The 14,102-nt window shown below is 41.3% G+C and carries 12 protein-coding genes; all 12 read left to right on the plus strand.

Translation table 11 applies throughout. The features are described from left to right. Positions 1-304 precede the first annotated feature (304 nt). The 12 genes from HMPREF0083_RS22230 (at position 305) to HMPREF0083_RS22285 (ending at position 14,087) form a co-directional block, all read left to right on the plus strand. On the plus strand, positions 305-1,717 hold the full coding sequence (locus HMPREF0083_RS22230) for a hypothetical protein (protein WP_021624108.1): 1,413 nt from the start codon (positions 305-307) through the stop codon (positions 1,715-1,717). Beyond that, the gene (locus HMPREF0083_RS22235; protein ID WP_040304469.1) at positions 1,710-2,405 is read left to right on the plus strand and encodes a hypothetical protein; all 696 of its coding nucleotides are present in this window, start codon (positions 1,710-1,712) and stop codon (positions 2,403-2,405) included. The genes HMPREF0083_RS22230 and HMPREF0083_RS22235 overlap by 8 nt, the downstream gene beginning before the upstream one ends. After that, on the plus strand, positions 2,402-3,340 hold the full coding sequence (locus HMPREF0083_RS22240) for a replication-relaxation family protein (RefSeq protein ID WP_021624110.1): 939 nt from the start codon (positions 2,402-2,404) through the stop codon (positions 3,338-3,340). Before HMPREF0083_RS22235 ends, HMPREF0083_RS22240 begins: the two co-directional genes overlap by 4 nt. Before the next feature lie 139 nt (positions 3,341-3,479). Further along, complete coding sequence (locus HMPREF0083_RS22245; RefSeq protein WP_021624111.1) at positions 3,480-4,295, plus strand: conjugal transfer protein; 816 nt, start codon at positions 3,480-3,482, stop codon at positions 4,293-4,295. Between the two features lie 11 nt (positions 4,296-4,306). Beyond that, positions 4,307-4,642 (plus strand): TcpD family membrane protein, encoded by a 336-nt coding sequence (locus HMPREF0083_RS22250; protein WP_021624112.1) that lies wholly within the window; start codon positions 4,307-4,309, stop codon positions 4,640-4,642. 1 nt (position 4,643) lies between these two features. Next, positions 4,644-5,336, plus strand: a complete 693-nt coding sequence (locus tag HMPREF0083_RS22255; protein WP_021624113.1) for a hypothetical protein — start codon at positions 4,644-4,646, stop codon at positions 5,334-5,336. Beyond that, the gene (locus tag HMPREF0083_RS22260) at positions 5,320-7,854 is read left to right on the plus strand and encodes an ATP-binding protein (protein ID WP_021624114.1); all 2,535 of its coding nucleotides are present in this window, start codon (positions 5,320-5,322) and stop codon (positions 7,852-7,854) included. The genes HMPREF0083_RS22255 and HMPREF0083_RS22260 overlap by 17 nt, the downstream gene beginning before the upstream one ends. Before the next feature lie 75 nt (positions 7,855-7,929). Beyond that, entirely contained in the window at positions 7,930-8,493 is a 564-nt protein-coding gene (locus HMPREF0083_RS22265; protein ID WP_021624115.1) for a hypothetical protein, read from the plus strand. Positions 8,494-8,533: 40 nt separating this feature from the next. Continuing rightward, positions 8,534-8,920, plus strand: coding sequence for a hypothetical protein (locus HMPREF0083_RS22270; protein WP_021624116.1), 387 nt, complete (start codon positions 8,534-8,536; stop codon positions 8,918-8,920). A 118-nt stretch (positions 8,921-9,038) separates the two neighbouring features. After that, positions 9,039-9,641: a hypothetical protein gene (locus HMPREF0083_RS22275; protein WP_040304471.1), complete on the plus strand. Its 603-nt coding sequence runs from the start codon at positions 9,039-9,041 to the stop codon at positions 9,639-9,641. Between the two features lie 59 nt (positions 9,642-9,700). Beyond that, on the plus strand, positions 9,701-12,898 hold the full coding sequence (locus tag HMPREF0083_RS22280) for an MFS transporter (RefSeq protein ID WP_021624118.1): 3,198 nt from the start codon (positions 9,701-9,703) through the stop codon (positions 12,896-12,898). 139 nt (positions 12,899-13,037) lie between these two features. Further along, entirely contained in the window at positions 13,038-14,087 is a 1,050-nt protein-coding gene (locus HMPREF0083_RS22285; protein WP_021624119.1) for an AAA family ATPase, read from the plus strand. Positions 14,088-14,102: the final 15 nt, after the last annotated feature.

Here is a 14,102-nt window from a genome sequence, read left to right on the forward strand (position 1 = left end):
TGGTAATGATAACAGAAGTGATGCATCTGTATGATATAGCGTAAAGCCTTATAGAATAAGGCTTTTTGTTGTTTTTACATTGTTTATTTAGCGGAGATTTTGTCGCGTTCGTTATGTCGGATGATGGACCAAGGGACCGTGGGGAGGCTGGCGAGTATAGCGAGTCAGCCGACATGACGGGCAGGAAGGGACAGGCCGAGACATAGCGGAATACGCGAGGAAATCGACGCGTCGAGATACGAGACGATAGTCGAAGTATCTCATTCCATGCGATAAGCATGGAACAAAAAAAGGGGGGATAGTGATGGAACAAAAAGCGAGGATTGTTGTAGCAGGAGATAAGAAGATTACATTGAGAGTTAATCGATATCCTATACCGGCAGAGCGAAATATTTCAAATTCGGACGATTTCTACTCTATTGGTATTTCCACTCGTGTAAATGGAGAAGTACTGGACCCTGGATTTTTGGAACGTGCAATTGGCGGAGAAAAATTATATCGTGAGCTTGTATTTGATAAATCGAAAGAAGACTTTTGTCTGCGTGAAGCAGATGAGTTTGAAAAGGAGGAGATGGCTGAAACTGGTCGTTTTTATTCTTACGGGTTATTGTTATCTGGCTGGGGACTTGGTATAGATGGACTTTCTAAAACAGAAAAGATGGAGGATTTTTTGCTTAATGAACTAGAGGCGTTTTTGTTGAAGCACACGGAAAAGCTGGCTTCTGAGCCTCTGTATATTCCTCAAGAGAAAATCATTGAGAAAGCTTCTGACAAAAACCTTGCAGTAGTTGGTCAAACCGGAAGTGGTAGTAAACTAGCTATTAAATATTTAGTTTCAGAGCTAGTAAGGAATAACCAAAAGGTAGTAATGATTAGTCAAATGAGTGAAACTGTAGTATTCACGGAAAAATTAGGGGGTAACAATATTTCCCCTGATATGTTAGAGGCTTCTGATTTAACCGGTGGTTTGATTAACCTCCAATTTAATGACCTGTGTTTTGGAAATAATGGAGGATTGCTAGATCGACTAATAGAATTGATGGATACACTTGCTTCAGCTGGCTATAAATATATAGTATTGTACGAATCCCGAAGCTTTATAAATGAATTGAACTTTAATCAATTCTCAGCTTTTATTCGGGCAGCAAATGAGCATAACATTTATGTTCATATTCGAATGAATAGTATAAATGAGGATTTAACAGTAACCCAGTTGAAGGAACTTAACAAGTTTTTTCCAACAAAGATAGTCTTTAATACAGCAGATTTAGACGAAGTGCTAGATATGAGTATTTCCCTTTACTCTGGAGAGTCCATTTTGATTGATATGGATAAGAACAGTAAAGGGAGAATAAAATTTAGGTTTTCTAATGAACAATTTTATCTCTTTGATGAGGACCAACCCCTAAAAGTAACATTAGCGGAGAAAATACAGATACTTAAGGGTGCAATACCATCCTTTGAAAAACAATTAAAAGATTTGAAAGATGATTACAAGCGTTGTCGTACAAATGCAGGGGTTTTGACAATGGCCAGTAAAATTTATGAAGTAGAGGGGAATTTGCAAGATGCAAAGGAAACGCTAAAAAAGGCCGAGTGGGAACAACAAGCCATTGGGTTATCAAGGGGTAATACCGATGAAGCTCTCCTTGCTGATATAGCAAAACCAACCATGAAAACGGAAGGCAGCCAGGAACGGGTTGAAGCAATTGAGTAGCCAATGGCTACAGTGCCCCTTGCCAGATAATTTTTTTAAGCAGTTAGGTAAGGCACATAGTAGTGAAATTCGGAGGGCCATTCATAAAGCATGGAATTTACCAGGTCGTAAGTTATATCCGGCACTCCGGAATCGAGTAGAACAGTCCGGTATGTTGGAGGTAGTGACCGAACAAACGCAAGAATGGGATGGAGCCTTTCGTTATAGTGATGAGTGGAATCGTTACCCAGGATATAAGAGCGATAAAGCTCAATTTGAGAGAGAAGTGAAAAAGGGAAAATGGAGAATTCAATCGGGGATGCTACATGTAGATATGCCGACATGGCTTACATTAGCATCCCTTTCATTTGCCCAGGATTCAGAAAAAGAAAGTCCGAATCATCGTTTTCTAAAGGAACTTTTTCAGCTTTATATCCGACGTAGTTATATACATCCCTTCATCCAGAAGGAAAAAAAGATGATGTTGTATGGTCATGCAGTACGTTGCGACGTTGTAGCCCATACAGAGGATAAGGTGCTTATTGGGGAAACAGGAGGAGTGCAGTTATGGAAGGTTATGGCCTTATTATACAAAGGGTACACAGTCGCCGTCCTACCACATTGGACACAACAGAAAGTTAATCCTTTCATCCGTAAGCGATTGTCCTATGCATTCTACCTTTTTAGTAGGAGGCAATCAGATTCATGAATAGCAAAATGGAAATTAAAAAAAGTCTATATGAATACGAAATAATGACCACGCAACAACTGGCTATTTTACATGGCTGGAAACAGAAAACGGTTTATAGTTATCTACAAAAAATGTCTAAGGATAAGCAGATTCGTAAAGTGGATGTACCGGAAATTAAACGCGGGGCGAAGGCTTATTCCTTGATGCCGAATCAGGCAAAATATGTGGCTGAATTCCGGAACGAATTGGCTATGTTTCAGCCAAAAGAATGGGAGACAGTTCCGGGCAGTATGCTGAGTATTCTTCTGGCCAATCAAATTTTCTGTGAAATGATTCGTAGCACAAGAGAAATGCCCGATGCAGGGATAGTGGAATGGACCGGTCGACGCACACTTATGCAGCGGTACCAGGAAGATGAGAAGAAGCCACTTTTGAAGATGAACAGCTACGGTGTTTTTTATTATGAAAATCAGAAGAGAAATATCTACCTAGATATTTTAAATGGTACGGAAAGCCTTGCTGTCCTAGAAACCATGTTGCTGCAGCATTCACAATTGATAACGATAGATCGACCGAAGAGTGTAGGAAAAACATTGCTCTTGTTTGTCTATCTAGGTAAAAGCGCTGGAAGAACAATATTGCAGTTGTGGCGTAAATTTAGTGCTGGTAGTGTTGATATCCCATTTGTAGCAGTAGCCCATTTTGAAGAGCTTGCCGAACAGGGAATTTTTTCGTCTGTATGGCAGTCACTTGATAAAGAGGGCATTTCTCTCATGGACATGCCTTTTCAAGTAAGTGAAAAAGAGCTGCAGGAAAGTGATTTTTTAGGAAAGACAAAGAGCATTCGCTTTCAATTCAAAAGCATTAATGGCTTCTTTGATGAGAAAGAGGCAACGAACGTAAAGAAAGATGAGGAAAGTAATAAGGAAGAAGATGCGATCGAATGGGAGTAAATTTCACGATGTAAACAAAGGTTTTAAGGAAGAAGTATGAGTATACATCTAATAAAAGGACACCAATAACAGCCATTATGGCCTTACTGGTGTCCTTTTTGTTTTGTGTAGGCTATTCAACTAGAAAGGAGGTGAAGTCTTGAAACGATTTTTAACCGGGTTATGGATTTTCCTTGCCATATATGGAGGTGGTTATGCCTTCTATAAAACTATCTTGGATATGACTGTTGATCCAATACCAGCAAATACTCAAGAAGCGGAGGGCTTTGCAGCGGCATTTCTGCGTTCTTATCTTACCTATGACAAAGGAGGCCCGGAGCCAATTCGTTTGTTCACAGAATTACCTGATCCTAGAACGGCGAATGTGGGTGATGGAGATAAGGTGACGCAACGTGTGGTGGAAATATGGCCGATAAAAAGCGATGTTCTATCCGGTCATCACATGAATGTACGAATGATAGCAATTGTAGAACGTGATCGTGCTTCAGCTGATATGGAGATGCGTGAAAAATCCAAGCGATTGATTTATCGGGTAGATGTTCCGGTTACAGAAGGAAAAGAAGGGAAATTCCAAATTTTACAGTACCCGAAATTTGAAAGGGTAGAACGAAGTAATTCGGCTGTTTTACCAACGTCTGGCCAAGGCAATACAGAAGCGGCAGAAAGAATGAAACCAATGCTGGAGTCGTTCTATAAGGTTTATTTTGAGGCGGAAAAATCCGAGGACATTGCTAACTTTTTCAAGAGGGTACAAAACGCACCTAAACCTCAAAACAAGCTATTTACCTTTGAACGCTTAGATCGTGTTGACGCATTTGGAAAGGACAAAACATGGTTTGTGCTCGTAAATCTTCGAGTACGCGATCCCTTTACCACCATTTCATATGGTGCGTCTTACTACTTGGAGGTTGAGGAGCAGGAAGGGAAATTCTATATTGTTTCCATGAACGAATAGGAGGAAATGTCATGGTGAGTAAGGAGAAAAAACAAAGAGGAATTCAGGTGTTCCGTACAGGTATATTGCTTGCTCTAGCAGCTTGCTTCACCCTTGTATTTCAAACGGACGTATTTGCTGCAGGTTGGAGTATTGAATCAGCCGATACAGGTATACGCTCTAAATTGGTAACGATTGTGTTTTTGCTAACAGCATTTATGGCTATTCGTGCCTATGCAAAGGGTAAAAAAGGGGCAATGGTTGTCGAACTACTGGCTGGTGCTTTTCTTATTATCTTTATTGCCAGCTCAGACCCGTCGAAATCAGTAATGGAAGTTATTAAACAGGCCATCGGACTGGGAGGTTAAGATGCGATATCAGTCATATAAGGGGCTGTATAAGCAGGATTTTACACTGCCTATTAAATTTTTGGACGATATTGATATTAATTTTGGCTCGGTGATGGTCTTTCCCATTCTTTTTTTGTTTAACACATTAGTTACATTTCTCTTGTCATTGGGAGGGATGATTCCTTTTGTGATTTCTCGTTTTTGGGTGATTTTAATTTTGACATGTTTGGAAATGTACGCATTGCTTAAGGTACCAACAGCTGGAAAGCCCCTAATCGTCTGGTTGTTCTATGTTCCCTATTTCATATTTCGGGTACCGAAAACGACACGGGCTTTTGTGCCGGTAAAGCTTCAAAAGACATGGAAGCCAATATGGAAAATCCCGTTTCGACCTGTGACCGAAAGAAAAGAAGGCGAAACTGAATATGCCATCCTGCCCCTCCAGGGGCAGGCTAAGAAATTTGCAGGTCTTACATTTAAAACCCGGGGAGCCACCCGATTTACCTTTCATCCTATATCACGGCAGGTAAATATTGAGGTAGGGACATTTGAAAAGCTGCAGGAGAAAAAAACCGTCCTGAACCGGTTACGTCCGACTACGCTTGAGGTTGGTCGTGGGGAAGTTCGCCTTTTGCATCAGGCGGGAGAGACAAAAGTAGAGTATGTACCAAACATTGGAGGAGAGGAGGAGTCAAATGGGGCAAGCAGCTAAGAAAATCATCGGTGATAGTTTTACCGTTGATTATTTTGAAAGGAATCTTATTTTTACAAAAAAAGCAACGCTCGCTGTTTATAAGATTCCTATTAGTCAAATTATGTTTAAGTCACAAGGGTATAAACAAAATGTGTTAAAAAAGTTAGAAAACTTATTCTGGGTATATCGGGGGAAAGGCCAGCTTTTACTTCTGGCTCGTCAGGAATCATCTGATAAATACTTGGAAGAAACGAAGAATCTACAGTATGAGAACCGATTCCCCGAGGCATTTGAGGAATGGAATGATGCACAGCGAGAGCAACTGGATATTCAACCACCATGGACGCATGATCTATATATTCTTTTACAGCTACCGAAAAAGCGTCACTTGGATTCTGGTTTTGAGGTTTTAACCAAGGATGATTTTAAAGCCCAGGCAAAGAAATGGTATCAAATCATCACAGATACAGGGTTACAGGCATTAGGCCGACGCGTGGATTTAGAGCTGGAGCAGGTTAAAGAGGCGATCAATTTAGAAAAGAGCCTGTATTCGCAGTTAAAAGGAACATGTCGGATGGCAAAAGGAACCCCCAGGGATACAGAACGTCTGATTAAACGTAATTTCTTACGAGCTATTGGCGAGCCGGAGTTGCATATCACAGATAAATCGCCTGTGTCCTTGGTAGAAAAAAGAGGAACAGCGTACTTCCGACAAAAGAAAGCAGCCATGTTAAAAATGTTTGGAGATTCATATGTCAAACAAAATATGCAAAGTCTAGAGGTGCATCATCGAGATAAAGGGGAAGGTAAAGTATCCTATCAGACTTTTTTATCCTTGGTTGATATTCCGGATGATAACCCTGCAATAGATAGCGAGTGGCTGTACTGGCTAATGATTAATGACTTTCCTGTTGATGTGAGTGTCCGGTTTAATATTCTTGAGCCTGGAGACGAAAAGATACGGCTACGCCGGAAACGAAAGGAGTATCGAGGGGAAGCGAAATCTTTAGTTGAAAGTGGAAAAGAAGTTCCGGACAGCATGATTGAAACAGATGAAGCGGGGCGCGATTTGGAATATAAACTAGGGAAAGGGCAGCCTTTGATGTGGGCAGAGACCATTTTATGTATTTCTGCTACTTCAAAAACACAGATGGAGGAACGGGCGCGGACTATTGAAACCTTTTATAGACCACGCCATTTTATTTTTCAGCGTAGCGTAGGAGATGCCTTACGTTGTTTTCAAGCATTCATCCCGGGAGGAGACATGGAAGACTACTGGTCGTTTCCGATGGACCCGGGTTTTTTAGCGTCAAGCGGGATTCACTGCTCGAATGAGATAGGGGACCCCGCTGGTCCATATTTGGGTTGTACCTTACAGGGGGCACCGGTTCGTTATAACATGGCGCGGCCAATGAGTCGGGAACTTAATAAAGCAGGAACTATTGTTATCCTGGGGACGCTTGGCGGCGGGAAGAGTATGCTCAAGAAAAAGCTTATCATGGAAAATCTCCTACTAGGTGGCAAGGTCTTCTCTGTAGACCCAAAGGGAGAAGACCATGTATTCCTTGAGTTTCCATGGCTCAGGCCATATACCAAAGTGCTGCGGTTCCGTGCCGGTAGTGAAGAGTCAACGCGTCTTAATATTTTTCGACTTTCTCATAATTTGGAGAAAGCTTGGGAGATTGCCAAGGGCTATTTAGAATTGCTGTTAGAATCTCGGACAGAGGAAAGAAGGCTAGTAATTGCCCAGGCTGTTAAAGCCACTATGCAACATCCATATCCTTCTATGAAACACTTTCAACGTGAGCTTGAGATTATTGTAGATTATGAAGAAGATGAAATGCTTAAATTAGAGGCGCGTCGATGCCTAATGCTGTTGAAATCATATGAAGATGATCCATTGGGGAAAATTGTGTTTCATGATGACCCGACAGAGATGGCGCTCTCTGAATATCCGTTGGTAATTGCGGATTTACGCGGGCTTGTTCTTCCAAAAAGCTCGAAGGAGATGGATCAGCGTGTTTTAACACCAGTTGAACGTTTTTCTATCGGTATTATGTATCTTGTTACAGCAATGGGCCAGGAGCTCATGTTGAATGCACCAAAGGAAATTGTAAAAATGTTTGCTTTGGACGAATCATGGGCTGTAACGAAAATCCCTCAAGGTGCACAACTGGTTCAAGAGTTTATCAAACTAGGTCGAAGCCTCAATATTGTACCTCTCCTGGCTACGCAGGAAGCATCAGACGTAGCAGCAGAGGAAATCAGAAACAATGTGGGGATTGTCTTCTGTTTCCGGATGAACTCGGAGACGGAAATTGCCGACGCCATGGATATGCTTCGCATTTCCTCATCGGTCGAAGATATGGTACCGAGTTTCCAAGGACTCGAATCTGGATGGTGTTATTTCCGAGATATCGAGGGAAGAACAAATCAAATTTATGTATGGCTTCCTGAAACCTGGAAGAAAATATTCGATACAGCTAACGATACAGCAGAAGAGAAACGAAAGAAAAAGGGAAAAAAAGCAGCATAGAGTGCGAGAAATCAGCCCGATGGGATATGAGCAATCAACTTGTCGGGCTATAAAATTAGGGAGGAGAAGATTAGGATGTTACAAGAAAATGGACTATTTGATGTTACCAAAATCAAAAAGGGAATGGGAGTGAGCTGGTATACAGAAAAAGGTTCATACTCTGGTTTTGTGCTATCATCCACATCGGAAAAAATTGTGTTAAAAAGCAATAGGCATGATGATTATAGATGGGTAGCCACGTACTCTCCTGAGTGTGTATCAACTGGCAAAGTAAAGATTGAAATTATGGATAAAAACGGTGCTGCTGAACAACTCGTGTTTTACCATGTTGGACATCAACGTTCATGCGCTTGCTCAAAAAGTGAGGAATTTGTTTGCGACAGTTATACATCAGAACATCCAAAGCCAGAGGATGAAGATACAGACGAAGTTACATGGTATACCTTTACCTTACAGATGGCTTATGTTGATGAGTTTAGGCGATTGTATCGTCAAATGATGGACATTATAAACAAACCGTTATCAAAACATGAAGAGGTGAATACAAGATTTACGCAGCTCGGAAAGGAAATGGCCTCCTTGTTAGTTGAAGAGCAAGAAATTCCGATTGGTCACTTTTTGTATTATGCAGCCAGGTAACAAATCAATATAGAAAAATTTCAAGATAAGGGGGAAGAATGTGGAGGTAGTTATACTAGCAGCAAAAGGCTTGTTTTATCTTGTTTTAGGATTTCTTTTGATTTCATTACTCGAATTAAGACGTAGATATAAGGAAAATGGAAGAATAGATAAGCCTATTATGATAGCTACCCTTATTTTTTCCCTGTTTTTTGCTGTGGTAGCTTACATATCAAGTATGTCTCTTTCCTTAAAAATAACTGTCATGGGTGCAAAACTTTTGTTTTATCCTGCGTTAATCGTTCTTTGCGTAAAACTATTCGAGCTAGGATATAGCTATAAAAAACGTCGGAAAATTAATGCGGGAGAAGCAGTGTTTGTCTTTGTTCTGTTAATATTTTTCTGTCGTGTAACCTACTTATCCAATATTTTCTTAGACATCTCTTAGTTTGATAAGGAATATCTCTAAGTAAATGTGTATGTGATTTGGAAAATATGTTCACAAGGCTCCTTTTTGTCGATATAGTGAGTGTAAGACAGATAGGAAGATTATGGGGGGAGAAGTCATGAAAGTACAGTTTAAAGGTATGCTTCTAGCAGCAGCCTTTCTTCTAACCGTGACGGTAGGGTGTGGGAAGAAAGAGGAGCCGAGTAGTGCACCGGTTCCAGTGCAACAGGAAGAAATGCAGGCGGCTGCCAAACCAAAAGAGGAGAAACCGGCAGAAGGTTTTCCTGTTCCTATTCATGCAGATGGGAAAGTCGTATCGATAAATCAATTAGATGAGGCACAGAAGGCATCTGTGCAATTTGCGTATGATATTTTTCATACAGAAGGAATTAAAACAGAAAACGAACTTTTTGAAAAAATAAAGAATAAATACTATATTCAATTCTTTCCGGATAAGAAAATCCCTAAAGAACTGGATAAACCGGAGCAACTGATTGCTGATTATGGTAGTGATATGTTGCCTCGTTATGAACCGAATCGTATCGTGAAATCAATTGTTGTAATGCCAGGTGTTCCCCAAGGATTGCTTGTTTGTGTGCCTATGTACATTGAATTAGCTGGGAGGGAAAACCTCCACGGAGTTGCTATTGTATATGATACCAATGAAAAACATGCGAATGGAGCAGATAAGAATTTTCCTGTTCCGAATATTGATTATTAACAAAGACCAAAACACCATTTTTGAAATGGTGTTTTTTATTTTAGTGAAAGGAGGTCATTATGCCAAAGCGTAGCGTATATATAATCATTTTGACGCTCTTTTTGTGTTCTTTGGCAGCTTTTGCTTCAGCGGATTCGGACGCTACAGCCGACTCGATTATCAATAATTTATATCCAACCGAGAAGGATATGAAAATAGATGTTCCAGGAATGAAACCGGCCTATAAAGAAGCAGCTCCAGAAAATTATAAATGGGATACAGCATTACAAATCGTGGAGATGAATGGAATCATTCCTCAATGGAACGGACCTTCTGACACGATGGATAACTCCTTTGCCTCGATGATCTTTCGTTGGTCCGTTGCAATTGTCCGGATGGGAATTTTTATTTTCCAACTTGGTTTTTCCACGAATATTTTTGCTGATGGCATAAAGGAGATTGAGGGCCAAATACAGGCAACAACAAATACCATCTATGGTCAGGTATTTTCGCTTGCTTCCCTGTTTACGATGATTTTTGTCCTGATTAAGTGGATTAATGGTGAAAAGGGCAAGATGATGAAGCTATTTTTTGGTTCGTTCATTTTGTCTGGAATCATGATGGGATTGATTCAAAACATTGGAGATGTTACCCGAGAGGCGTCTAAATTGTCGGACGGTGTTTCTATCATGACGTTGAATATTGCAAACTTAGAATCTCCCTCGAAAGGTGAGCAAGCACAAGCCGGTGGTATCAAACGAATGATGGAAACAACAAACATGCTATGGAAAGTTATTGTAGACGATCCATGGACCATTGGACAGTTTGGGAGTGTAGATGCTCCCCAAATTAATGTGAAAGAAAGTAACGAACTTAAGAGGAAAGGCGTTACTGTATCTACGGGTGGAACATGGAAAACAGAGTTTCTTAAATATGAACCAGGAAGTGATGAACGAAAAGCGCTTGTGGCGGTTCTAGCTGATCAAGACCTTGAGCATAGTAGCCCCATAGCTTCTAAGCTTATGCATGAAATCGGGCCTCCTGTTCGTACACAGGTTGGCTGGTTTGCTTTGATTAACTCAATCCTTTCGCTTATATTATTTGGGGTTGTAGCAGGTTTAATGTTTGTAAGTGGGCTTTTACTTCTTGGTGGTATTTCAGTGTCGCCTTTTGCCCCGGTTCTCCCACTTTTAGGCGAATGGGGGATGAGGGTACTGCGTACATACGGGGTATTTATGTTGCGCTTTTTACTGTTAAAGGTGACAGCAACTTTGTATCTATCTATCATTATGTTGCTAATGTATATTGTCAGCAAGTTTTCGTTTCACTATATTGTTAAACAGATCATTATTCTTGGTATCCTGGTTACAGCGATTATCCTTTCACCAAAAGTATGGAAGAGTTATGTTCAGGGATTGGCTGTTATTACAGGTATGGCCAAGCGAGCAACTGAACGATTTAAAAAGCGTGGTACAAAAGAGAAAGTCGAAAATGTTTTTGGTCAGCATAGTCGAAGAAATCCACGCCTCACAAATAAAGGTCCGAACCAAAATACAAAAGCCAATGCAACAGAAGAGCTTATGAGTCTTCAACGTATTAAACGTGAGAATCCTGAGCGATATGCGTCCAGTGGTTTGGCTACAAGGGAACGACAGCTGCAGCAACAAATTAGAAATGAAAATCTTGCGAATATGGGGCTTCCACAGTTGCAGGCGGAGAGAAAAATGTATGAGAATCGTCTGAATGCAGGTGAACGATTGTCAGCAAGTGAAAGACAAGATTTAAGTCGAATTCAGGAGATGGAACGAAATCGTATTCGTAGCATGATGAGTGCCCAGGATCGCGTTGCCCTGGATCGTATTTGGGGAGAAGGTCAATCACTTCATAAGCAACAAAATGCATTACTACAGCAACAACTTGCTGATCCTACAGGGTTTTTACAACGCGGGGGAGATTTGCAGCTGCAGCATCTTCAAAGTCAACTACAGGGCAACCAGTTACGAGAAAATGAATTACTTTCTGCTTACGCAAGACTTAGCGGCATCGGTTCAGCTGATCGTTACAAATACTCAGAAAGTGAACGTGAAGCACGTTCTTCTCTCCGTAATTACTTAGGTGCTGGAAGTCAGGGCGTTCTTAATCGTCATTTGGCTAATGAAGCGCTCCAGGCTATGGATAGACGACGTATGAATGAAATTGAGGCAATGGGCATGGATGAGCTTCGTAATGAACGAGGGGCCTATGAGGCACGTCTGAGCGAGAATGAAGTGCTTTCGCCAGCTGATCGCACCGATTTGGAATACATTCAACATACGGAATGGCAACGTGCATTAGAGAATCTTGGTCAGAATGAACGTAGTCAAGTGAATTCTCTGTATGATACAGGGCGCTCCCTGGAGGCAGAGCTAGCGGAGTTTAGTCGACAGCAACACGAAAGCCCGGCCCTATTTGCTCAACGTGGAGGACGCTCTCGCGTAACGCAAATGGAAAATGCAATAGCTGAGAACCGGTCAGAATTACAAAGTTTACTTATCGCCTCTGGTGCTGGCCCGGCGGCAGAAATATTTCGTCAACATGCCGAAAATCGTGATATCCAACGCGATCAGGAAGTGGAACAAGCCCAACAAGAATTTGGTATGCGGGAACGGCAATTGCGTGATGAATGGGAAAAAATTGAGCGCGTAAGGGAACAGGATCCTGTAGCCTTTGAATCTAATCCAATGGCTGGCCGTGCGCGTGAAGTGCGTAAGGAACTGAATAATATAGAGCTTGGGCGAATGTCATTGAGTGAACTTCGTGAGGAACATGCAGCATTATCACAGGTTCAACAAAAGACACCAGATATGATAGAACGTATGGAACAAATTCAGAATCATGAACAGGAGCGTATCCTGGCATCTGTACCAAAGGATCGACAAAGTGATTTACAATCGGCTTGGAAGGAGAAAGAAGAGGCAACACAGGAATTAACGAATATGCAGATGGAACGTCGAAGCATTCAAACTGCGCAAAAACAGCGTGGCTTTTTCACTGTAGAAGAACAAGATCGTATACGTCAACTTGATTTTACCGAGGTTCACTTGACAGAAAGGCTACGAGCTGCGATTCAAGAAGAAAGGAATGTATTACAAGAGGTGGGAGATGAAGTGCAAACATTTAAAACGCCAGATATTGATCAGATAGTGGCAACAATTCGTGAGTCGACAGAACAAGAATCCAATAATCCGAGTACGATGGCGGAGTGGATTGAGCAGCAAAGAAAGGAAAGTATGGTATAAATCGTGCACTTTTTTGTGCACTTTTTCGTGCACTTTTTTGAGCACACTTTTTGCCGTTTCTATGTGGTAATATGATAGTGTAGGAAAAATAAATAGTGCCAGCGGTAAGCCGTCTCGCTACAGGTGAGGCGGCTTTTTTATGCCTAAAAATAACTGGAAGGGAGCCATGAAAATGGAGGACATTGTTTTTTTCGAGGAAGAGAATACGGAGACTGGAGAACATGTTTCCCCTCAATTATTGTTAGCTTGCAATGCAAAACAACAGGAGGACTGGTTACGAAAGGAACTGGATGATTTTGAGGAAAGTGGCCGGGTGAAGAATTTGGCGGAATTACAGAAGCATTTGAAGGATTGCAAGCCTATTGATATGGCCATTTTACTGAAAAGGAACAAAGTAGGCGGTGTGTATAAATCGGATGAAATGGCACGTGCCATTCTGGAGCACTCTCCAGATGCTCAGGTGCTTATTATTGTCGGCTCAAATGATGCAAAGGGACAAAAGATTATTCAGGCTGCTGATGAAATGGGTTGCCGTACACTGGTAGCAAATGATGGCCAAAAGATTAATGGAGAAATGATTCAACAGGTAGTTCAAGAAATGGCCGATGAGATTCGTCAAAAATTTGAGGAATTGGAGGAAACATGGGAAGAAGAGCAAGAACTAGATTCTCTTGATGAGAAGCAATTGTTACATGTGGTGTATATAGAAGGTGCTAAAGGAGGAAGTGGAAGAACAACGGCCTTGGTTGCACTGGCCCGTTCACTTAAGGAAAAACAGAAGGAAGTAATTGTTTTGGATGATACACAGGGATGTACCTTCATGATTAAAGAAGAGGAAGGGATTAAGGTGAGGACAAGTAAAGAATTACCCGAATGGCCCGAGAAAGGATGGGTGCTTGTAGATGGCGCTCCACCGGAATCAATAGAAGAAGATGAGGACAAAGTAGTTCATCATGTATTAATCACTGATCCATCCCTTGAATCATTGAATCGAGCACAGAAAAAAATCAAGCCCGATACAATCATCATTGTTAATCGAACCTTAGAAAGTATCCCAACAGCAATTTATGAAAATGAACTTCAGAGGGAGCCATCATTTATGGTTTATGCTGATCCGAGCTCTTATCTCATTATGGACACAGAAAAGGTATTATCCGATTGGAAGCCTCTGCTAAGTTACATTAGCTGAGGGGAGAGACAAAAA

This window comes from Aneurinibacillus aneurinilyticus ATCC 12856 (assembly GCF_000466385.1).
Lineage (GTDB): Bacteria > Bacillota > Bacilli > Aneurinibacillales > Aneurinibacillaceae > Aneurinibacillus > Aneurinibacillus aneurinilyticus.